Genomic DNA, 24195 nt, shown 5'->3' with positions numbered 1-24195 from the left:
CAGACTCACTTTCACTGCTTCGTTTGCTTTAACTCAGGCTCCGGAACGTGCTTCCAGACGATGTAGGCCATTACCAGGATCATGATCGTACCGATGAAGGTGTTGCTGACGTAACCACTTTCCACATAAAAGGGGCCGGCTACGGAGCCACCAACGCCATAACCCACCTGACCTATGGCTACCAGTAAACTCATCAGAGAACCCCGGTTGTCAGATTTTATCAGTTGAGTTGACAGGGCCTGAAATGGACTGATCCTCATGGCAATGAGAACCATGGTTGCAAAGAAAATGATATAGGCGATCCAGAAATCGGTTATCACATAAGTTGTGATCAGCATGATAAACGATAAACCCAGGCAAGAGATGATGATGATGCTTTTCCTGCCGATTCGGTCCGATATCCTACCTGCAATGGGGCCGGTGATCACATTCGCAATGCCTCCTACAAAAAACAAGGAGGCAATGGCGGTCCCACTTACCCCAAAGGTTTCTTCCAGCCAGGTAGGGAGGTACACCACATAAACCGATACGCTTAAGAACATGACCACGTAGGCCAGGGCTACGGCACGGACATCACTTCGTTCAAGTAATTTAAGGTATTTGTTGAAAGCTCCTTTGAAAGTGATCTTATCTGTCGAGAGCTCAACGTTAGGTTGTGGGACTTTTAGGTAGGTCAATATAAAGGTCAGTCCCATGATACCTCCAAATAAAACAAATGGAATTCGAAATCCCGATACATCAGCGAGCAGGGTTCCGAGTGGAATACCAAGAATTTGTCCCATAGCGATCCCGCTCATGATCCACCCGTTGGCCCAGCCACGTTTTTCATAGGGAAAGTAATCGCCCACGTAGGCAACAGCGGCTCCACTCAACACGCCACCTGCCATACCGGCCAGGGCTCTCACAACCATCAATCCCCAAAATGTATCCACTAATCCATGCAGAAAAAGTGATATGGTGATTCCACCGGTTCCGATCAGTAAAATTTTACGCCGTCCGATCTTATCAGATAAAGGCCCCATAATGATGGCAAATACGCCAACCATGACTGCATAGACCGTAACCAGGTTTCCAAGTATCTCAAGTGGAGTACCCAATTGTTCACTGATGCGCGGCAAAATAGGAGAGATGACCATTACCTGACTACTGGCTGCAAAAACCAGTAACCACAGTGCAAAAATGATGATGTAAGGATTGCCGTCTTGTTTTTTGGCCATAGGATATTTTTTGTGAAGATATACCGCATACTTTTAAAAAGCAGTAAATATTTTAAACTTAACTGTAACCAATCGCTCACAGTTCTGTCTTTATTACGACCGGACATAAAATATCTGATTATTTCACAATTAAAATTTTGACGAATCCATTATGGTTCTTTATCAAAAAAATGTAGTTTAGTTTATTATCTACAGACAGATACAGCGTTTTTGTTTACATGAGGAATTAATAATTTGTTCACTGAGCAAATATTTTTTTATTTCAGGTAAACTATATCGGGTCACAAACAGGCAGAACCCACAAGCAGCAGAATAAGTTACTATGGCACAATTCAGGCTAAAAGCTATTTCTTCGAAAGGCAAGATCGTCCAAACTGAGTTTGAAGCGGAAAATAAAAAGGTAGCTCAAAATAAAGTTGACCGTTTGTCCAAAACTAATGGGCTCAAGATCCAGGCGCTTGATGAGAAGAAAGTCTATATGTATAAGGCTCAACGTTCCGGTAAAGCTGTCATATCCGGTGAGCAGGAAGCATACAGTAAGGAAGAGCTTGAAAAAGCCTTGGTCAAGCTTGGATACCAGGTTAAAAGTATCAATAAAAAGCTGTTCGATTTTAAAGGCAGCGTACCGAATCAGGAAGTTGTCACTTTTATCAGTTTATCTGCCGACCTACTCAAGCAGCAGCTTCCCTATGACGAGATCCTGAACCTATTATATGAGGATACTCAGAACAAACGCATGAAAGAGGTTATCAAAACCATTCAGAAAGATCTTAAAGATGGTAAGGAAGGGGCCGAGGTTTATGGGAAACACGAAGATGTGTTTGGGAAATTCGCTTCATATATGCTGAGTGTAGCCTCCACTTCAGGTAACATGGCCCTGGTATTTGAAAGTACAGCTAAGTTTCTCGAAAGGGATGCCGAGTTCAAAAAGAATATGCGCCGCGCGTTGATGATGCCGGCGGTTACCGTATTGGCGGTAATTGGGGTGATCTTATTTTATGTAGGCTACATTTTTCCGGCAACGGCTGAACTCTTCCTGGAGTTTGATATTAAGTTGCCGCCAATGACCGCAGCCACTCTTGAACTCAGTTATTGGCTGAGTGATAACTGGGTGCTCATTGTAGCGTCATTCCTGGTTCCTATTTCTGCCTTTATTTACTATATCAAGACGCCAAAAGGGGAGCTAATGAAAGATAAGTATATCATTCATATTCCGGTGGTGGGTGACCTGCTACACAAAACCAGTATTGAGATCTTTGCACGCGTATTTTTTACTCTCTATAGTGGGTCAGGCCAGAATATTGAGGTAATTAAGGTAGCAGCTGAGGCATGCCGTAATAAATACATGGAAAAACAGATCAAGGATGTGGCTATCAAACGCATGCTTAAGGATGGTGCCGGATTGATCGAGTCGATGGAGGCAACCGGAGTATTTACCAACACAGCCTTAAGTAGGTTCAGGTTGGGGGCAGAATCGGGTGCGTTGCGCGAAAATGCCAAACAGCTGGCAGAATATTATGAAATCCAGACGACTTACAAGATGCAGTCAGTCATTGATGTGATAAATCTGTTTATAAATTTATTTATTATGGTTGCATTGATCGCTATTACGATCGTATCCTCTGAATCTGCGATCATACAACCAAACACGGGTATGTAACACAAGGCGTTATAAATGGGTAAAATAAACATCCGAAGACATATAGGTGATATCCTTGTCAATAAAGGGGTTATTACGGATGAACAGCTTCAAAGGGGCTTGCAGATTTTATCTGAGGAGCCCAAGGAGAGCAATCGTCGGTTAGGGCAAATTCTCTCTCAGGATCTTGGCCTGAACCGCCACACGATCATGAAAGAGATCGCTAACATCTATGCCTTTCGGGAAGTGCTGAAAGATGTTGAGGATATCCCTGATGAGGTCTTAGATCACATCAAGGAAAATATTGAAGAGCTTTCCAAAGAGATCGTTGATGAGTTGGTTCACCATAAGGCCGTGCCTTATCAGAAAACGCAGGATTCCATCATAATTGCTGCAGCGGATCCTTCTGATCCAAATATTCAGAACATCATAAACAAGATCAATTTCAAACAGACTGAGCTTGTTTATTGTAAGTATGAATCGGTTGAGGAAATTCTGTCTAAGGTATATGAGCAGAAAAATGAGTTCCTCGATCTTCTGGAAGAAATTGATTACGAGGAACCGGATCTTGAAAAGGATCAAGAAGAAATTGATGAAGAAGAGATTGATGCAGAGATCAATCAAAGTATGCTTAACTCCCTGGTGGAGGGTATGTTAGTAGAGTCAGTTCGGCAGGGTGTGAGTGATATGCACATTGTCCCGAGTTCGCCGACCACTACAGACATTCGGTTTCGTATCGATGGTAAATTGCAGTTATGGTATCAGCAGAAGAACGTAAAACCTGAGGCCATTTCAGCGGTTATCAAGGATAAAACCAGAAACGTTGACCGGTTTGAACGGGATGCTTCTCAGGATGGATTTATTCAGCGTCAGATAGATGGCGTTGGTATCCGGTATCGTGTATCTATTATGCCTATTGTGGGTAAACAATTCGATCGAAAATTTGAGTCGATCGTAATTCGGGTGCTTGATGACCGTAATGTGATCCGTGACCTGGATAAGCTTGGCCTACAGAAAAACGCTAAGGAAAACTTTATTAAATCGATCAAAAAACCTTCGGGTATTGTGATCATTACAGGTCCGACAGGTAGTGGTAAGTCAACGACACTTGTTGCGGCTCTATATTACGTGATCGACCCTACCAAGAATGTTCTGACCGTTGAGGAACCGGTTGAATATATCATTGAAGGGGCGAGGCAGCTGAAGATCAGTAACCATATGACTTTCGATCAATCCATCAGGGGTATTTTGCGTCATGACCCTGATATTGTATTGGTGGGTGAGATGCGTGACCTTAAAACGGCTGAGATCGCTATTAAGCTTGCGAATACCGGTCACCTTACCTTCTCAACCCTTCACACCAACGATGCACCCAGTGCCATTTCTCGTTTGTTTAAGATGGGTGTGGAACCATTCCTGATCGCAAATGCGGTGAATCTTGTTGTGGCTCAGCGACTTATACGACGTTTATGTAACAATTGTAAGGAAGAATATCAGCCACATCCTGAGATGGCTAAAGGTATCGGATTTACTGAAGAAGAGATCGAAACAACGACCTTCTATAAACCGGTTGGGTGTGATAAATGTAATGATACCGGATATAAAGGTCGTGCAGGTATTCATGAAGCCTTATATTTTTCTAAGGAAGTGAAGCAGATGATCCTTGATGCAGGTGGAGATATTGATGAGGGGGCTATCAAAGACCTCGCAATGTCACAGGGAATGCTCACTCTGAGGGGATCAGGCCGTGAAAGGATCAAAGAAGGGATCTCGACGATCGAGGAAGTAATAGCAGCAACTATTGAAGATTAATAAGAGGCAAAATTTGAAAATTAATATTAACTTTACGAAAAGCGACAAATTTTTGTCAACGGCAATGATTATAGGGGTTTACTATGAGCAGTGAAAATTCAAATTCCAGTGACGAACTAATGACTGACTACATTAAGAAATTTCTGAAGGAGCCTCCTTTACTTCTTAAGAACTTCCATTATGAGGATGTCCTGGAGTTTTTACAGCTTGGAGTTGAAGAACGCTTTTTGAATGATGAGGTCATTTTAAACGAGTCAGAATACGTTAACTCTGCTTATCTGGTAGCTGAAGGTAAGGTCAGTATCTGGAAAGATAATATTCAGATGGCGACTTTAGGGGAAGGTAATTTTTTGGGTGAAGCATTTCTCTTTAGTAAAAACAACCGTATGGCTAAAGTAACGGCAGATGGGGACTGCGTGCTGCTTAGATACGAAAGATATGAAGCCCTGAATTTCTTTCGTAAAAAGCCGGAGAAGTTGTTCAACATCTTTACGAAGAACATCATTGAAATTCAGCAAAGGAAGATCAGTAACATGAATGTTCAGTTGTTGAACCTTAAAAAAAGGTTGTTAAACGATACCAATTGGTAATAGTTGAAATTAATTGAGTCTTACATTCAATTAATAGTTGTTATATTAAATTAAATTAATTTAGTTTGTAACAAATCATCTACAAGAATATCTATTACTGTGTCATCTTAAAATGTTATTGGCTAGTGTATGGAGACGGCTAAAATCTCTGGTAAAATTTCTGAACTTGTAAAGCCAGTTATCGATCAGGTTCCGCGTTCACTGCGTGGGGTGGATCGGCATATCGCTATAGGTAAGATTATTGATTCTCTGGATGATGACCATCGGTCCAAACTAACGGAAGTTGTTGATTCTCTGTTAGTCAGAATGCTTAAGAATGAAGCTTCAGATATAGATATGGGCGGACCCGGATGCGATGGAAAGATCTGGTATCGTATTTACGGTGATAAAAGTCCTGCAAAGAATCCAACCGGACTAACATACGATCAGACTAACGTACTGCTTCACAATATCATACTGCCAACACAGCGAAAAAAATTAATAGAGGAGAAGAACCTCGATTTTTCTTACAGCATACCCATTGATGAAAACTTGAATCAGCGTTTCCGTGCTGACATGTATTTCGACCTTGAGCACCTGGCTTTGAATATGCGTAAGATCGATAACACGATCCGCCCGTTTAAAAGCCTGGGGGTACACAGTGAAGTAGCCAAGGCTCTTAGTTTAAAATACTATAAGTATGGTTTGACTCTGATCACAGGTATTACCGGTTCAGGTAAGTCATCCACATTGGATACCATTATTGATGCCAATAACCGAACGGTTGACTCGCACATTGTGATCATCGCATCACCGGTTGAATTGATACATACCCCGGTTAAATCCGTGGTGAGGCACCGTGAGGTGGGTCGGGACGTTGAATCGTTTAAGGAAGGAGCGATACAATCGTTACGACAGGATCCGGACATTATCGTTATTGGAGAGTTGAGGGATCCTGAAACCATTATGACATCGCTTGAGATCACGGACTCCGGTCACAAAACGTTTGGAACCCTTCACACCTCATCAGCTATGGAAAGTATTGAACGTATATTGGGTGAGGTTCCGACTGAAGAACAAAATCGTGTCAGAACCCGCCTGGCAGATGTTTTGACCTGTGTGATCAGTCAGAAATTAGTGCCAAGTCTGGATGGGAAACGTGTATTGGCCAAGGAAGTACTCATTGTAAATTCATCGGTCAGAGCTGCCATTAGAAATAATAACATCAGTGAGATCTACCAGATGTTGATGGAAGGTGGTGATAAAGGGATGAATACTATGGAACAAGACCTGAAAAGGCTTTATACTCACGGTATTATTTCGAAGGAAACGGCTGTTAATCACGCTAATAACAAGACCAAGATATTGCAACTGCTCAGTGAAGTTAATTACTAACGGATAATTCATGTTCAAAAACAAGACATATACAGGTATTGTTGTAGAGGGTGATTCACTTAAAGTTGCCAGGCTAAAAGTTGAAGGAAAGAAATTAGAACTGATCAGTTTAGATAAAATAAGGCTGATCGAACCTTTAAAGACAAAGAGATCACAAATAAAAGAACAGGCTGAACCTGTTTTTGGTGATCTCGATATGGATCAGGACCTGGGGGATGATGAACTGATCTTTGGATTGGATACTGATGACGACGATGAGGGAGAGGAACTGGACCTTGGAAATCTGGATGATGACCTGAATGACCTTGATTTTGACAATCTTGAGGAAGAAGCTGACGAACAGATCATCGATACCGACATGGTGGATGAGGCCGACGCTCCGGCTTCAAATGAATTACTGCTGTATAACCTATTAAGTTCCACCAGCACCGATCGCGTTGATCTGGGTATCAGTATTCCTGCCGGGCAAACCATTTTTCAGATACTTAAGGACACCGATTTTTCTGATACCAAGAAAAAGGACCTTCAGGTTATCGTTGATGACCGACTTGAAGCCCTTCATGGAACTCCTAAAGGTGAAGAATTTTATTCCTATACAGTAAGAGATGACGGAGCCCTGCTGCTCACATCCATTGATGATGAGCCTCAATTATTAACCTTACTTAATAAGACACAGGACCTTTACAGAGGAAAGCTCTTTATTAACCAGATTCTGCCGGAAGAGATCCTCTTGCTTGGGTTGATACGAGCCAATTACGAGCTGGAAGAAAACAGTATATCGGGAGTCATACAGTTTGGTGAAGAATTTTGCAGGATCATATTTCTGCGTGGCAAACAACTTTGGATCGTATCGCCAATCATCACGGAGGGAGTCTCAAGCAAGAAATTTCTTAACACGGTATTCAGTAAGATCCTTTTTCAGCTGGATACCGGTGAGGTTCCAAATTTAGACAGATTGATCATCTGTAATAATTCATTGGGTGATTCAGCCATTGAATTCTTTGAGGAGAGATTTCAGGATGTGGATGTCTCGGAGTTTCAGTTTCAGGAAGATTTTATTGATACTGAAAATATAAATGAATCATCCATTTCGTCATTTACCACAGCCATTGGCGCTGCCTGGGCTGCTTCAGGGAACAAATCCGAAAATTTACCCAAACTATCATTCCTCCCTAAATATGTGGATGACCGGCAGAAGATCTTTAAACTGCAGTGGCACGGATTTTTACTGTTATTCCTGATCCTGATCACCCCGATCGTAGCAAACCATTTTTACACACAAAATGCTGCTGAGATAGACCGTCTTGAGGGTAATGTGAATTCACTTGAGGCACAGATACGCTCTTTGGAATCAACGGTTCAACGCTCCAACGAGATCACCAACGAGCTTAATCAGATCCAATCAAAGCTTGCCTTACTTAGTGAACTGAACCAAGGCACACTCAGGTGGTCTACTAACCTCGATCAGCTTAACAGTGGTGTTAGAGAGATCAATTCCCTGTGGATCACAGCTATGAGGCAAAATCAAAATAATTCCATTGAATTAGCCGGCATTGCGCGTCAAAGGGACCGAATACCGATGTTAGCCGATCTGTTTCATAATGCTACCTTATTGAATGTACGTTCTTCTGAAATCAGATCTGAGGAAGTATTTGAATTCAGATATGTTGTGGGAAGCTTTTTTGAGGATGAAAATATATATACTCCTGAGAATGTTCAGGGTATTCAACAAATAATAGGGGAATAGATTGTCGTACGGCGTTAGAAATACCATCATTCTATTAGTAGCCCTCCTGTTACTTGGAGGCAGTGCATTTGCCTACATTTATTTCTTTCAGGCTCCTAAACTGGAACAGCTTGAAACCACACTTCAGGAAAAACAGCAGGACTACAATAACAAAAAAGCGATAAGCGATGCCTTTCCTGAGCTAAATGCGAATTATCAGAATGCGGTTTCTATTATTGAAAATTATGATAAATCACTCTACAAGACCCCAAACCCGGATGATGTGTATGATTATCTCAATTATATCAGTAATAGTTCTGAGCAGCTGAGAGTATATTTCGATTTTAATTTTGTAGACTCAACCGCACAGGAACAATATGGTATCATACGCTCTAACCTGAATGGATATGGAAACTTTGTGAACGTTGTTAATTTTATAAACACGATCGAAAACAGTCAGTTGTTGAACAAAGTGACTGCCTTATCGATAGCTCCTCCCGGTGGTAATAATGAGGGAGAGGAGATATCTGATATCACATTTACTTTTACCCTTGAAAGTTATTACGAGCGGATCCCTATTCAGGAAAATGTATCCAGAACGAATGTTCTTACCAGAAATGAGCAAGTATCTGTGTTTAATCCTTTTTATCCGCTCATTCAGCCAACTGTTCCGCCAAACACGGATAATCTTGTTAATGTAGAGCAAAGCAGGATCATTGGTATGACGGCATCCAGAATTTTTATAGTTGATCAGGGAGGAAGTGTACAATCGCTCACAGTAGGAGATGATGTATATCTTGGCTCACTTCAATCTATTGACATCAATAATAAATCTGCTACTTTCAATTTAAATAAAGGTGGCATCACGGAATTAGTTACCTTGGAGATAGAACGATGAACACAATGAAAGCTACCCATTACACTTATTGTTTGTTATTCACATTCTTCACGGTTTTACTGTTGGGTTTAGTTCCACAGAAAGTTTCGGCTCAGATCGTTGATCCCCTGAGAGAGTACACGAATCCCGATGAAGTGGTTGCCTTCAATAAAAGCACCACATACAATGAAGCCATTGAGATCATTGATACCTTCGCTCAGGAATATGAGAATAAATTCATTGTTGACAATTCAGGTTACAGCGGTGCCATAGGTGTTAATTTACCTGCTATGCACTGGAAAGATGCCCTACAGTACATCATGCGGTTTCAGAACCTTGAGCTCAATGAATTTGAAGAATATTACGAGATCGTTGTACCGCAGCAAAAAACAACTACAACTACTACACAACAAGCAGGTGGTGCAACCAGAACCGGTCAGGGTGGAGGGGATATCATTTTACCGACTACCGAGACCCGGGAAGTTCGAATCAATGCTACTTTCTTTGAAGGTAACAAAAGAGCCCTGCAGGAAATCGGGGTTGACTGGTCTACATTGACCAGTGATGCACCTGAAGAATTGAATGATTATGTAGCAGGAGAAGGTAATGAGTCACTCCCGAATACTGAATTCACGGATCAATTTGTGGCTATTAATTCCTTTAATGCTCAGAATGTTTCGCAAAATGCATTCAATGCTATTTTTAATACGGGTGATCTTGGAACAGGTATTAGCGTTCAGGCTTTATTCAGCGCATTTGAAGCAGATAACCTGGGTAAAGTATTGGCTACTCCCTCTATTAAAGTGGTGGATGGGGAAGAAGGTAATATTCAGGTTGGGCAGGATTTCTCGATCAAACAGAGGGATATTGCCGGTAACGTAACGGATAACTTTGTGAGTACCGGTACTATTTTGACAGTTACACCTCAGATCATTACTCAGGAAGACACTTCATTTATTTATCTGAACCTGGAAGTTGAACGATCAACTGCACAGCCTGATGTGGTAAGTACGATCATTAATAAACAGGAGGCTACAACCTCGGCTATCCTTTTAAATGGAGAATCTACCTATGTAGCGGGATTATACAGAACTGAAGAAACTACGGTACGCCGTGGTATCCCTCTACTAAAAGATGTGCCGCTGCTGAAATATATCTTTGGGTTTAATTCCAAGGATTATCTAGAAAACGAGTTGATCATCATTGTTCAGGCAGAGCTTGTTGAACCGGTCAGAACCCGATTTGATAACATCAGGAAATCTAAACGGGATGTACTGAATAATACAAGAGATGATATGAGAGCAGATCTAGACCGTGTATTTTCAATGGAAGAGGATCGTTTTCTTCGTCCAGATCAGATGTCTGATGAAGGGACTTTAACTGAAGAAGTTGGTGAAGATGAATCTGCTGAGACTCCGGTAGAGGATACTGTTAAGGAAGAAGAATCAGCAGAAGATGAAACTCTGACTGAGGAGCAAAAAGAAGTTTATGAAGAACTAAGCATGCCGGTTCAGAAGCCGGAACTGATGGTAGTGGTTCCTAAAGCTTTTAGCCTCGAAGAATATCTGGAGTATAAAGCTAACGGTGGCAGGGAAGAGATCATTGAAAATAATTTGAATTCAGATATTAAATATTTCATTATCGGTGGGTCATTTCTTGTACCAGGAAATGCACAGCGATTCAAGGAACTTCTTGACGAACAAGGCTATAATACCCGCATCCTTTTTAATCCGGAAACAAGGTTCAACTATGTGGCCTATGAAGGATATGCTGACTTCGAAAAAGCAGTTGACCGTACTTATGAAGTAAGAGGTTCATTCAACAGTGAAGCCTGGCTATTCACTCTACAGGATAACACCGAGGAAGTCACGAGATAAGCAGCTACTGCTATTCAACTTCTCTTAATTACAAATCCAGACCCAACTCACTTAAAGTGGTCAGGAATGTGATTTCAGATATTCGATGGAAAGCCTGTTGAAAGCATTCGGTCTTTCAACATTACAAACGTGCCCACAATTATCTATGACCTGTAAGCTCGAGTTTTTGTGTTCCCTTACAATGGATCTAACCGGAGGGAGGAACATATGATCTTCACTGCCCATCACGTAAAGCATCGGTGACTTAACTTCTCTCTCTTTAAAGTATCGCAGGAGTGGATTGACTTCATTGGTCAGCTTAAACCATCTCAAAAATTCTTTTTGATACAGTTTTTTTGCTTCACGGATAAACAAGTTACGGGATTTAGCATGCCGCTTTTTGGGCATGATGATCCATGCAAAGAACTTGTACAACCACATGTATGGGATAAAACGTTTGAAGGTGTGCCCGAGAAAAACTAGGATACGTGAACGAACATTTAATCTGGTGATAGCTCCGCAGAGAACGGCTGATTTGACCCGTTCTGGAGCGATCTCACCAATGGTTCGGATAATGATAGTACCTAATGATACACCAATAAAATGAGCTTTTTCAATTTCAAGATGATCCAGAACATCCAACACATCTTTGCTGATAAACTCAAATGAATAATTTTCTTCATAATACTTCTGCAACAAATCCTTTGATTTACCATGCCCCCGAAGATCAACCAGCAACACGTTAAAATGCTTTTTAAAATCCCTGATTTGATTAAACCAAATGGATGAGCTGCCACCGGCACCATGAACGAAGATTACCCAGTCATGGTCATCAGAGTTTTTAAATTCTTTGTAGTATAGCATACAGTTAATTGGTTTACAATGCCTTATTTAAGCAACTTTAAAATACACGTAAAATTTGAAAAATTAAGGTTAAGTAAAGTTAAAGATTTTAGCATCGAACTATGTTCTTTGTAAAATCTATTTTAGATTAAAAATCATTCCATTTAAACAGGTTTTAAACTATTTAGTTTATGCATTCTTTTAAAGCAGTCACAAAATTATTTGTATTCCTGTTAGTCACCTTAGTGCTTTATAGTTTGATTATGCTCAGTTTAGCAGGTAAATTATTTGGGTTGAATTATGAAAAGAACCGTGGCTTTCTACTGAAAATATGGGGTAAAAGTTGCTGTAAAATATTAGGCCTTCAGGTTGAAACCATAAATTCACCTCCGCCCCCCCCGTTCCTCTTGGTTTCCAATCACCTGAGTTACCTTGATGTGTTTGTATTATTTTCGCAAACCCGCAGCTTATTTGTTGCCAAAAGTGATGTTAGAAGCTGGCCATTAATTGGATTTATTATCCGGACCTGTGGAATTTTGTTTATTGACAGAGACCGTAAAAGAGATATAAAACGCGTAAATAAACTCATCTCGGAAAACATCAACGAGAATCAGGGAATTATTGTTTTTCCCGAGGGCACAACCAGTCCGGGTATGGAAATATTGCCTTTCAAACCGTCATTATTGCAATATCCGGCCATGGAAAATTTCCCGGTATCAAGAGTCACAATTACCTACATAAACGAAGTGGGGGAAACCCCGGCTTACCAATCGGCTTGCTGGTGGGATAATACTCCCTTTTTCATTCATTTCTTTCGATTTTTAAAGCAGAGAAAAATAAGGGTATTGTTGCATTTTGGTGAGGATGATGTTCAGGAAAATGACCGCAAAGTTCTTGCAAAAAAACTTGAGAACAGAATGAGAAATGAATTTACTCCGGTTATTTCTGAATTAGCTTTTTTGGCACAACATGGAGACTTTAAACCTGCAATTCCTGTTTAATTCATAGCTAATGGCGTTAAAATTGAACTTTATAAAGTCCATTATCCCCATATACTTGATGTTTGTCATGGCAACTTATGGAAGTTATGCAAACGGTATTGGGGGTAAAACAAATACTTCCTGGGAAGAGTCATCATTTTTGTGGCAGGATTCACTTACTTCAGATTCTGCCTCTAATGCTGATAGTTTTGACAGAATGCTTCCGTATTTGAATGAGGTGAAATCGGAGGCAGATTCCCAGCAAGAACTTATTTTGATATATGCGTTAGTTATTCTGCTTTCCACATGGTTTAGTGAAGATTTTGCCTGTATTGGCGCAGGTTTACTGGTTGCAAACGGATTTATTCCATTTTGGCAGGCTGCATTCGCTGCCATTCTGGGAATTTACATTGGGGACTTTGCATTCTACCTGTCGGGCAGAATTCTTGGTACGCGAGTCTTTGAAATTGCTCCCTTCAAATGGTTAATCAGTAAAGAGGCAGTGGATAAATCGGTGAAATGGTTTAACCAAAAAGGTCCTGTTTTGTTGGTTGCAAGCCGGTTTATTCCCGGAAGCCGTATTCCAATTTACCTTAGTGCCGGCATTCTTAAAACCAGTTTCTGGAAATTTCTATTGTATTTTGGCGGAACCACACTTATCTGGACGCCCATCTTTGTCTGGATTTCCAGAACCGCCGGTGATGAAATCTATAAATTCTACGAAACCTACGACGACTACGCCATTTGGTTTGTACTTCCATCCATTCTGATTTTATGGGGATTGTATAAACTTATTACACCGCTATTCACCCAAAGAGGAAGAAGAATTCTGCTGAACCGCTGGAATCGGTTATTCAAGTCATGAAGATTTTTACTACCGCAGCAAATACTCCTTCAGCTTGTTAAAATCATTTTCAAATGGAATGGATTTGCTGTCCAGGTCTTCAAATGTTAAAACAGGAGTGAGGGAGGCCTCAATTTCCGGTTCTACGCTTTCTTTGAATTTGTACGGATGGGCTGTCTCCAGAAAAATTCCGGTTCCGGAATGATTTTGCAGATACTGTTTCAATCCCAGATAACCCACGGCTCCGTGCGGATCTAATACATAATTGTTATCCGAATATACTTTTTTTATAGTATCTCTTGTTTCTTCATCAGAGTAAGAATATCCGCTAATAGATTCAGACATTTTCTGATGGGAATTCCCGAATAAATCCAGCATGCGGACAAAATTACTGGGATCTCCAACATCCATAGCATTGGAGATGGTTTGAATGCTTGAACGGGCGTTATAATCAGCGGATTCGAGGTAATCCGGAACGGTACTGTTTACGTTAGAACAGGCCAGAAAATGGTGAATGGGAAGCCCCATTCGCTGGGCGATTAATCCTGCAGTAAGATTTCCGTAGTTTCCACTGGGAACAGAAATCGTCAGTTCTTCAACTGTTTCTGTTGCAAGCTGAGAAATTGCATGGAAATAATAAATACTTTGTGGCAACATCCGAGCGATGTTGATGGAATTAGCAGAGGTGAGTTTTGCTTTCTCACTTAATTCTGTATCCAGAAAGGCTTGTTTCACCAGGCGCTGACAATCATCAAAAGTGCCATCAATTTCCAGGGCAGTGATGTTCTTTCCAAGTGTGGTCATTTGTTGTTCCTGAAACCGGCTGATTTTTCCGGAAGGATATAAAATCACGACATCTATATTGGGGACATCGTAAAAACCCTGAGCCACGGCACTTCCCGTATCGCCGGAAGTTGCAACTAAAACGGTCAGTTTTTCATGCTGTTTTTGGCTGAAATAACTCAGGCTTCTTGCAAGAAAACGAGCTCCCACATCTTTAAAAGCAAATGTAGGTCCGTGAAAGAGTTCCAGGGCAAAAATATTATCAGAAACAGAAACCAGGGGAATCTTGAAGCTCAGTGTTTCTGACAGGATATTAAAAAGTGTTTCGTCCGGAATTTCATCCCCAATAAATGGTTTCATCACGTTTAAACCAATTTCCGGAAGTGAAAGGCTGGGCAGATTTTCAAAGAAAGAATCAGGAAGTTTTGGAATATATTCCGGCATGTAAAGTCCATTGTCATCAGGTAATCCTTTAAAAACGGCCTCTTTAAACGAGGTTATAGCAGCTTTTCCGTTTGTACTGTAATATTTCATCCTAAAATTTCTACTCCTTTTGTGTTTACCGGTGAGGTGTGTACATAACTTTCGAGGCCAATACCCTCGTATAATTTTTTGAAGGATTCTGCTACTTGATGTGCGGTTTCCAAACCCTGACAAAGCGAGAATATGGATGGGCCTGAGCCCGAGATACTACAACCAAGCGCTCCGTTTTCGGCTGCAGACTGTTTTGCTTCAGCGAAAGCTGGTATGAGTATGCCCCGGGTAGGTTCGGCCACTACATCCTGCAGAGAGCGGCCAATTAAGCCATAATCACTTTTAGCAAGACCACTTACCAATCCGCCGATATTTCCCCATTGGGTGATGGCATCTTTCAGGTCAATTTGTTCACGAAGGATTTTTTTGGCATCCGAAGTCTTGATTTCAATTTGCGGATGCACCACCGTTGCAAATAAATCGTCCGGATAATCCAGCTCAACAATATCGAGCGGGTCATAGCTACGGATTAAAATAAACCCACCAAGAAGGGAAGGGGCCACATTGTCGGCGTGTGGAATTCCTGATGCTAATTCCTCACCTGCCATAGCAAATTGTACTAATTCAGTTCTGCTGAAGGGCTTTCCAAGCAATTCATTCACTGCAAAAACAGCCGCGGCAGAACTTGATGCGCTGGAACCTAAACCACTTCCGGGTTTTACTTTTTTTGTGAGTTCAAACTCAAATCCAAAATCTGGTTTTTCTTCCAGATGATTTAACAGGGCTTGTGCTGCAACCGTAACAACATTTTTATCCGCGTCTTTGGATAAATGCCTGCTTCCATGAATGGCCGTTATTTTTAATCCGGATTCCGGTTTCTTCCGGATGATGAGTTCATCTCCCAATCCTTCGAGCGCAAAACCTAACACATCGAATCCGCAAGCCACATTGGCTACAGTCGCCGGAGCAAATACTTTTAGTAGATCCATGGTTTATGAATGTTGGATGTTAGTGATAAATCAAGCCGAGGCAATTTTCATTACATCTGCAAATATTCCGGATGCGGTAACTGCGGCACCGGCTCCAGCTCCTTTAACAACCAGAGGCTGTTCGTTGTACCTGTTGGTATAAAAGAGTACGATGTTATCTTTGCCGCCCAGGTTATAAAACGGATGCTCTGCCGAAAATGCTTCAAGTCCGGTGGTTGCCTTGCCGTTTTCGTAGGTTGCTACGTATTTGAGCCGTTTATTCTCAGCTGCTGCATTTTTATATAATTTCTGAAACACTTCTTCGTGTTCATCCAAGCTGGCGTAGAAATCTTCAAGGGAATCGGTTTTCATACATTTTTCAGGAACGAATCCATTGTTGGCAATTTCGTCCAGTTCCAGCTCAAAACCACTTTCGCGGGCCAGAATGAGGATTTTACGCATCACATCCACACCGCTTAAATCAATGCGTGGATCGGGTTCAGTAAAACCGGCGTCTTTGGCGTCCTGTACAACTTCACTGAAAAGTTTAGTGCCATCGTAATTATTGAAAATGAAATTTAGCGTACCGGACAGTACTGCCTGAATCTTGTGAATTTGGTCGCCACTTTTAATTAAGTCATTCAGGGTAGAGATGACAGGAAGTCCGGCTCCAACATTTGTTTCAAACAGAAACTTAGCTTTATACTTCAGGGCTGAGTCAGTGAGTTCTTTGTAGGTTTCAAAATCCGAAGAACAGGCAATTTTATTCGGTGTAACCACAGAAATACTGTTTTCCAGCATTTCCTTATATAACTCCGCAATTTCAGCGGAAGCGGTAGAATCGATAAACACTGTATTTCGAAGGTTCATCGACTTCATCTCATCCAGAAATCCCTGCCTGTCCATTTTTATTCCTTCATTTTCAAGATTATTCTGCCAGGTATCTAAATCAATGCCTTCCGGATTGAAATACATTTTTTTTGAATTTGCTAATCCTGCGATAAATACATCCAAATGGTGCTTTTCAGCGAGATATTCCTGCTGTGCTTTTACCTGCTCAATAAAGACTTTCCCTACATTACCAACTCCAATCATAAACAGATTAAGTTTCTTACGGTCGGAGAGGAAGAAGCTTTCATGAATACTGTTCAACGATTTTCTGAGATCCTTCTGAGCAATAACAACGGAAATATTAAGCTCTGTAGAACCCTGAGCAATGGCCCTTACATTTACACCATTATGGCTGAGCGTATCAAACAATTTTGCACTAACTCCAACCTGCTTTTTCATGCGGGAGCCAACCAGGGCAATAATAGATAAACCGGTTTCAACCTCAAGAGGATTAATTTTTCGGTTTTCCATTTCGTAAGCAAATTCATCAGAAATGGCTGCTTTGGCTTTTTCTACATCTTCCAGTGCAATTCCCACCGTTATGGAATGCTCAGAGGATGCCTGAGTTATCATAATTACGTTTACTTTCTGCCGGCTAAGCGAACCAAATAAGCGTGAGGAAATATTCGGAACCGCAATCATTCCACTGCCGGTTAGGGTACACAGGGCAATTTCCTCAATGCTTGAAGTTCCTTTAACCACTTGTCCGTTTTCGGCACCAGACTTTGAAATAATCGTTCCGTTTTCATCCGGGTTGAATGTGTTTTTGATGTGAACGGGGATATCGGCATCCAGTACCGGCTGAACGGTAGGCGGGTAAATTACTTTCGCTCCAAAATGGGAAAGTTCCATGGCTTCCTCATACGATAAATGCTCAATGGGATGTGCATTGGAAACCTGACGTGGATCGGAAGTCATCATTCCGCTTACATCTGTCCAAATTTGAAGTTCTTTGACATTTAGTGCCGCAGCTATAAGTGCAGCGGTGTAATCAGATCCGCCACGTCCTAATGTAGTTATCAGGTTTTCATTTTTTGATGTAGATATGAAACCCGGACAGACAGCAATTTGTGGAGCCTTCATAAATTTCTTTTTGATTTTGGAATAGGTAATCTCGTAATCAACTGCAGCTTTACCAAACCGGTCGTTTGTTTTGATGAACGTTCTGGAATCGAAGAGTTCTGTATTAAGCCCGGTTGATTTCAGATAGTCTGAGATAATTCGTGAGGAAAGCAGTTCTCCATAACTCAGAAGATGATCGAGCGAACGAGGAGAAAGTTCTCGCAATAAATACACCCCGCGGCAAATATCTTCCAGCTCGTTAAGCAAGAGTTTGGTTTGTGTTAAAGTCTCACTTCGGTTTTTAACCGAAAGCAGTTCATTACACATTTCAAGATGCCGCTTTTCGAGCTCAACTAAAATATCTTTGTAGCTTGAATCGCCTAAAGCTGCCCGGTCGGCACATTCCTGCAGTTTGTTTGTAACACCTCCCAATGCAGAAACAACTACAGCTAATTTTTGGTTTTTAGCCTGTTTTTCAATGATTTCCTGTACTTTTTTTAGATTTTCAGAAGTGGCAACAGAGGTACCACCAAATTTCAAAACAATCATAGTTTTATTAATTCGATAAAGTTAGTGACTTGAATGAGTGGAATGGCATAATACCTGCCGGCGATATGTAGATAAGTACCCCCTAAGGGGTTGTAATAATTGTAATGGCGGTAGTGGAAATCATATAAGGCATAGCGATAACCGTCCCGTTATTATTCCGGTATATTAAAGATTTTATGCTATGTGCACCAACAATTTTCATATAACTAAGTGTATTTTATTTAAGGATGAAAGTAAACACCGTGTTTAAAAATAACTGCAAGTATTTGATTCTTAGTTATAAGTAATAGATTGGTAGCGCTTTTATTATTAATCGTGGAAGAGTAATTATTTCCAAAATTCCAAAAATTGTGAGTAAGCCAAAGTTTAAGGAATTAGGGAAGGGGACTGGAATTTTGATGAATATAAAAAGCCCGATTCCAAATGAACCGGGCTTTAAATTTTTAATGAAATCAGATTACTTAAAATGAATCAATAATCTCATTCAAGGTTTTGCTTGGGCGCATTTTCTCATACACAATATCCTGGTCGGGCCAGTAGTAACCGTTGATTTCCTGCGGTGAGCCTTGGGCTTCAATCAATTCCTGATTGATCTGATCCTCATTGGATCTAAGTTTTTCTGCGATAGTTTTGAAGGTGTCTGCCAGCTCAGGATCTTTGGACTGATTAGACAGTGCCTCAGCCCAATACATCGCTAAGTAAAAGTGACTACCACGATTGTCATGCTCATTCACTTTTCGGGAAGGAGATTTATCATTTTGCAGATACAAAGTATTTGCTTCATCCAATGTTTCAGACAAAATAAGAGCGCGGTTATTATCAAACGTATTGCCTAAATGCTCAAGTGATACGGCCAGGGCAAGGAATTCACCCAGTGAATCCCAACGTAGGTGACCTTCATCGAGGAATTGCTGAATATGCTTAGGTGCGGAACCGCCGGCTCCGGTTTCAAAAAGTCCACCGCCATTCATGAGTGGTACAATGGAGAGCATCTTTGCACTGGTTCCCAATTCAAGGATAGGGAAGAGGTCAGTCAGATAATCACGCAATACATTACCGGTGACCGAAATAGTGTCTTTTCCATCCTTGGTTCTTTCCAGGGTATAGCGCATGGCTTTAACGGGCGACATGATCTGAATATCAAGTCCATCCGTGTCAAACTCAGGTAGATACTGATTTACTTTCTTGATGAGTTCTGCATCGTGTGCTCGTTCTTCATCCAGCCAAAAAATAGCAGGAACGCCGGTTTCACGAGCTCTTCGAACCGCAAGTCCCACCCAATCCTTGATCGGAGCGTCTTTGGTTTGGCACATTCTCCATATGTCACCTTCAGATACATCATGTTCAAGCAGCGTCTCGTTGTTTTTGTTTATCACACGAACTTTGCCATTTCCAGGAATCTCAAATGTCTTATCGTGAGAGCCGTATTCTTCTGCTTTCTTAGCCATTAAACCCACGTTAGGAACGCTCCCCATGGTGGTGGGATCAAAAGCTCCATGCTCTTTACAAAAATCGATCACTTCCTGATAAATTCCGGCATAACTGCTTTCCGGAATAACAGCCTTGGTATCCTGTGTTTCATCATTTTTATTCCACATTTGGCCCGAAGTTCTGATCATAGCCGGCATAGAGGCATCAATGATGACATCACTTGGTACATGAAGATTTGTGATTCCCTTGTGAGAATTCACCATGGCAAGGTCAGGTCCATTCTCATAGCATTTCTGAATATCTGCCTTGATCTCAGCCTGCTTATCATCGTCTAATTCCTGAATTTTGGCTTCCAGATCTCCAAATCCATTATTTGGGTCAACACCTAATTCTTTGAGCGTATCTCCGTGTTTGTCAAACACATCTTTAAAATATACTCTTACGGCGTGGCCAAAAATGATCGGGTCAGAGACTTTCATCATAGTAGCTTTCATATGCAGGGAAAAAAGAACGCCTTTATCTTTGGCATCCTGAACCTGTTCTTCCAAAAACCGGATCAACGCATCCTTACTAAGATTTGCTGCGTCAATGACCTCACCTGATAAAAGAGGGGTACTTTCCTTAAGTACCTGTGTGTTACCATCTGTATCTATGAACTCGATCTTTACATCATCTTCGCCGCTAAGGGTAATTGATCGTTCGGAGTGAGCAAAGTCATTATCACTCATAGTAGACACATGGGTTTTGGAGTCTGAACTCCATTCTCCCATAGAATGAGGATTCTTTTTTGCATATTCCTTAACCGGTTTAGGAGCTCTTCGGTCAGAGTTTCCTTCCCTAAGAACCGGGTTTACAGCACTTCCTTTGACAGCATTATATCTTTGCTGAATTTTTTTCTCTTTCTCGTTCGCAGGTTCCTCAGGATAATCGGGAATCTCAAATCCTTTATTTTGAAGCTCTTTGATGGCAGCTACTAACTGAGGAACAGAGGCACTGATATTTGGAAGTTTGATGATGTTAGCCTCAGGTTTTTTTGCCAGTTCACCAAGTTCAGCCAGATCATCCGATACTTTCTGATCTTCAGTTAGATAGTCGGGAAAATTAGCCAATATACGTCCTGCAAGAGAAATATCTTTAGTTTGAACGTTAACCCCGGCGGCTTTGGTAAAAGCTTCAACGATTGGCAGAAAAGAGTGAGTGGCTAAATAAGGAGCCTCATCAGTTATGGTATAAAATATCTTGGCTTTATCAGTGCTCATTTTTTATAAATAATTATAAGTTCAAAGTTTAACTAACTGACCTTCAGCAACAAATTGAAGGATTTAACAGGGCATTGAGTTTACAAAATTTCGCGGCAAAAGAACATTTTAAGGCATATTGAATATTGATCAACGGAATAATAAAATTCGAATTTATCTCTACCTATCCAGGAATGGAAAGAGTAATAAATAATCCCGCATCCGTATTCGATATTCACCCCTTTGATTTCCTATATTAAAACACGAAAGGCTAACTGATCAGTCAGCCATTCAAAGCCAATAAAAAACAGGTGTTGTTATGATCCGTCCTATGTTCGGCTTCCGTCCAAAGCCAAAGAAATTTGATTATCAGTACCGCTACTACGATCCCGAAAAGGATGAAAGAGAAAAGCGGAAAAAACGCATTAAGTTTGAAACTCATACCCGTCGAAGGCCTGCTCAATTTACCAGAGTTCTACTTTATGCGGCCTTACTAAGCATTGTAGTCTACCTAATATCATTATAAAATTAATATTATAACCCATTGAGCGACACGCAAATCAGCGAATCTATCATTCATCAGTTACCTCCCGAGATCAGTAATAAGATCGCAGCGGGAGAAGTTATACAACGCCCAGCTTCAGTTGTAAAAGAACTTTTAGATAATGCCATCGATGCAGGAGCCGATCAGTTAAAGATCCTTATACAAAATGCCGGACGAACCCTTATCCAGGTTACGGACAATGGGTGTGGCATGAGTAAAGAGGATCTGCCTCTGTGTTTTGAACGCCACGCCACCTCCAAGATCCACTCTGTGGATGATCTGTTTAAGATCCGTACTCTCGGTTTTCGAGGAGAAGCTATGGCTTCAATCGCTTCAGTATCTCAGGTAACCGTAAAAACCAAACGAGCCGAAGACGAAAATGGATGGGAATTTGAAGTTTGGGGTGGTGAGGAAAGGGAAATAAAACCAACAGCTACAGATAATGGGACTACCATTGCGGTTAGAAATTTATTCTTTAATGTACCGGCACGGCGGCAATTTCTTAAGACGGATGTCACAGAACTGCGACATATTCTCAGAACGGTTCAATATGCTGCCTTAGCAAATACGGATGTCGCTTTTTACGTGGAAGCAGACGGGGATATTATTTATGACCTGCCTATTCAGGATCTGAACCAAAGGGTTACACAGATCTTTGGAAGTTCTTACAAAGCGAGTCTCATTGAATTTGGTGAGGAAACGAGTTACGTAAAGATCCATGGTTTTGCTTCGGACCCCAAACTGGCTAAAAAAAGTCGCGGTGAGCAGTTTTTGTTTGTGAATGGCCGTCCTTTTCAGCATCGGTATCTCACGCATGTCATACTAAGTTTGTATGATGCTTGGACACGAAATAATGAGTATCCGTTTTATGCATTGTTTTTCGATATAGACCCTTCGAAAGTTGATGTGAATGTTCATCCTTCAAAAATGGAAGTCAAGTTTGAGGATGAGCGCAGCGTGATCCAGCTTGCCCGTTCTGTGGTAAACCGAGCATTGAATAAACATTTTCAGGTTCCGGATATCCAGGATGATGAAGATATTTTTCTGAGTGGGAGTCAGTCAAAAGGGTTTGATTCGGGTTTTAGTTTTAATCCACCCAAGACGAGCAGGGGTTCTGATGGCGGGCTGCAAATTTCCTCACGTATCAATACCGGAGACAGCTCAGTAAAAGGCAGGGGAGATGAGTTTGCGGGTCGACTTTACAGCCGTAAAGAAAATGATTCCTCGAACTTCAGCTTCGGTGATGAGAATTCTCAGAAGACCGAAAGAAGTGTTTCTAAAACGGTTACACAGGATAAGGGATTCTGGCAATTGCATAACACTTATATCCTGACTCAGACAAGAACAGGAATGACGGTTATTGATCAGCATTTGGCTCATAAACGGATCATTTTTGAGAAAGCTATCAATGCCACTGAGGAAGCTCTCCCAAGCACTCAGCAGCTTTTATTTGCCCAAACTCTTGAGTTATCAGCCTCTGATTATACACTGTTGAAAGAATTACACTCCATCATACAGCGGATGGGTTTTTCAGTTCAGCTATTGAGTGGAAATACGGCTATGATCAATGGTGTGCCGGCTGATATCGAGATCGGTAATGAAGAAGAAGTGTTGGTGTCTATGCTGCATCAGTATCAGGATCTGGGGCAAAAGATCAAACTTGAAGCCCGTGAGAAACTGGCTATTGCTTTTGCTTCCAAAGCCGCGATACCCAGAGGTAAGAAATTGTCTCAGGAGGAGATGGAGTCCCTGGTAGATCAATTATTCGCCTGTGAACAACCTTACCTGGATCCGTTAAAAAAACCAACCATCAGTTATATCCCTCTTGATGAATTACAGGCACGATTCAGATAATTGAAAGGCCTATTTTAAATGGATTTGAAACAAATTCTTTAATCTGCGTAAGTTGCGGAAATGTTATGATACTCACCTTAAAACCGATCTCATGAAATTTCTAATTGTATGCTTACTTACGGTTGTCTTCTCTGCAGAGGCACAAACTCAACATGTTGAAGATCCGATTTCGGATAATGAAACAGTTCTCATCTTTACGCGCCATGCTGAAAAGCTACAATCGGATGACAACGATCCCTCTTTAAATGAAGAAGGAAAGAAACGGGCGCTTAAGCTGGTAACCTTATTGAGAAACTATGATGTAGTTGATAAGATCTATTCCACTTCATATAAAAGAACCATGGAGACGGCTCAACCCACAGCAAATTTATATGAGCTTCCGATCAGGACGTATGACGCGAAAGATCTTGATGCCTTTGCAACCCGGCTTCTGGAAAATCATATGGGTGAGACGGTTTTGATCGTTGGTCACTCAAACACTACTCCTGAATTGATCAATCATGTAATGGGTAACAACGACCTTGAGAAGTTTGATGAGGATGATTACAGCAATATGTATATCATCAGAATTGAAGAAGGAAAGGAACCGACGATCAAGCACTATGTGTACTGATAGACCATTTTTACAGCTTAAATGGTCAAG

The 24195-nt window shown here is 41.2% G+C and carries 17 protein-coding genes; 11 read left to right on the top strand and 6 right to left on the bottom strand.

Annotated features, from left to right (window positions below; all coding sequences use genetic code 11):
* Positions 1–11: 11 nt before the first annotated feature.
* Positions 12–1217, bottom strand: coding sequence for an MFS transporter (locus C3B73_RS01740; protein WP_103663909.1), 1206 nt, complete (start codon positions 1215–1217; stop codon positions 12–14).
* Positions 1218–1539: 322 nt separating this feature from the next.
* On the opposite strand from C3B73_RS01740, the gene C3B73_RS01735 reads away from it, so the two are divergent.
* From C3B73_RS01735 to C3B73_RS01705, 7 genes are all read left to right on the top strand, one after another.
* Complete coding sequence (locus tag C3B73_RS01735; RefSeq protein WP_103663908.1) at positions 1540–2877, top strand: type II secretion system F family protein; 1338 nt, start codon at positions 1540–1542, stop codon at positions 2875–2877.
* Positions 2878–2892: 15 nt separating this feature from the next.
* The gene (locus tag C3B73_RS01730; protein ID WP_103663907.1) at positions 2893–4668 is read left to right on the top strand and encodes a GspE/PulE family protein; all 1776 of its coding nucleotides are present in this window, start codon (positions 2893–2895) and stop codon (positions 4666–4668) included.
* An 83-nt stretch (positions 4669–4751) separates the two neighbouring features.
* On the top strand, positions 4752–5258 hold the full coding sequence (locus tag C3B73_RS01725) for a Crp/Fnr family transcriptional regulator (RefSeq protein ID WP_103663906.1): 507 nt from the start codon (positions 4752–4754) through the stop codon (positions 5256–5258).
* Between the two features lie 129 nt (positions 5259–5387).
* Positions 5388–6632 carry a type IV pilus twitching motility protein PilT gene (locus C3B73_RS01720; protein ID WP_103663905.1) on the top strand — a complete coding sequence of 415 codons (1245 nt, stop codon included), beginning with the start codon at positions 5388–5390 and terminating at the stop codon, positions 6630–6632.
* Between the two features lie 10 nt (positions 6633–6642).
* On the top strand, positions 6643–8379 hold the full coding sequence (locus tag C3B73_RS01715; RefSeq protein WP_103663904.1) for a PilN domain-containing protein: 1737 nt from the start codon (positions 6643–6645) through the stop codon (positions 8377–8379).
* 1 nt (position 8380) lies between these two features.
* Complete coding sequence (locus tag C3B73_RS01710; protein WP_103663903.1) at positions 8381–9256, top strand: hypothetical protein; 876 nt, start codon at positions 8381–8383, stop codon at positions 9254–9256.
* On the top strand, positions 9253–11112 hold the full coding sequence (locus tag C3B73_RS01705) for a type II secretion system protein GspD (RefSeq protein ID WP_103663902.1): 1860 nt from the start codon (positions 9253–9255) through the stop codon (positions 11110–11112). The genes C3B73_RS01710 and C3B73_RS01705 overlap by 4 nt, the downstream gene beginning before the upstream one ends.
* 60 nt (positions 11113–11172) lie before the next feature.
* Here the strand turns inward: C3B73_RS01705 and C3B73_RS01700 are convergent, their stop codons facing one another.
* Positions 11173–11955: an alpha/beta fold hydrolase gene (locus tag C3B73_RS01700; protein ID WP_103663901.1), complete on the bottom strand. Its 783-nt coding sequence runs from the start codon at positions 11953–11955 to the stop codon at positions 11173–11175.
* 170 nt (positions 11956–12125) lie between these two features.
* Between C3B73_RS01700 and C3B73_RS01695 the strand changes: the two genes are divergently transcribed.
* Both C3B73_RS01695 and C3B73_RS01690 read left to right on the top strand, forming a co-directional pair.
* Entirely contained in the window at positions 12126–12935 is an 810-nt protein-coding gene (locus tag C3B73_RS01695; protein ID WP_103663900.1) for a lysophospholipid acyltransferase family protein, read from the top strand.
* Between the two features lie 67 nt (positions 12936–13002).
* On the top strand, positions 13003–13779 hold the full coding sequence (locus C3B73_RS01690; protein WP_157939390.1) for a DedA family protein: 777 nt from the start codon (positions 13003–13005) through the stop codon (positions 13777–13779).
* A 9-nt stretch (positions 13780–13788) separates the two neighbouring features.
* On the opposite strand, the gene thrC is transcribed toward C3B73_RS01690, so the two are convergent.
* The 4 genes from thrC to C3B73_RS01670 all read right to left on the bottom strand — a co-directional run bounded on the left by thrC (position 13789) and on the right by C3B73_RS01670 (position 21175).
* Entirely contained in the window at positions 13789–15075 is a 1287-nt protein-coding gene (gene thrC / locus C3B73_RS01685) for a threonine synthase (RefSeq protein ID WP_103663898.1), read from the bottom strand.
* Positions 15072–16004, bottom strand: a complete 933-nt coding sequence (locus tag C3B73_RS01680) for a homoserine kinase (RefSeq protein ID WP_103663897.1) — start codon at positions 16002–16004, stop codon at positions 15072–15074. The genes thrC and C3B73_RS01680 overlap by 4 nt, the downstream gene beginning before the upstream one ends.
* Before the next feature lie 30 nt (positions 16005–16034).
* The gene (gene thrA / locus C3B73_RS01675; RefSeq protein ID WP_103663896.1) at positions 16035–18485 is read right to left on the bottom strand and encodes a bifunctional aspartate kinase/homoserine dehydrogenase I; all 2451 of its coding nucleotides are present in this window, start codon (positions 18483–18485) and stop codon (positions 16035–16037) included.
* A gap of 461 nt (positions 18486–18946) precedes the next feature.
* On the bottom strand, positions 18947–21175 hold the full coding sequence (locus tag C3B73_RS01670) for an NADP-dependent isocitrate dehydrogenase (protein WP_103663895.1): 2229 nt from the start codon (positions 21173–21175) through the stop codon (positions 18947–18949).
* A gap of 523 nt (positions 21176–21698) precedes the next feature.
* On the opposite strand from C3B73_RS01670, the gene mutL reads away from it, so the two are divergent.
* Complete coding sequence (mutL, locus tag C3B73_RS01660; RefSeq protein WP_103663893.1) at positions 21699–23552, top strand: DNA mismatch repair endonuclease MutL; 1854 nt, start codon at positions 21699–21701, stop codon at positions 23550–23552.
* A gap of 91 nt (positions 23553–23643) precedes the next feature.
* A complete protein-coding gene (locus C3B73_RS01655; protein ID WP_157939389.1) occupies positions 23644–24165 on the top strand; it encodes a SixA phosphatase family protein in 522 nt (173 codons plus the stop codon).
* The last annotated feature ends 30 nt before the right edge of the window (positions 24166–24195 follow it).

The sequence above is a fragment of the Gracilimonas amylolytica genome (assembly GCF_002911695.1).
Classification (GTDB): domain Bacteria; phylum Bacteroidota; class Rhodothermia; order Balneolales; family Balneolaceae; genus Gracilimonas; species Gracilimonas amylolytica.
This window is presented reverse-complemented; position numbering and strand designations above follow the sequence as displayed.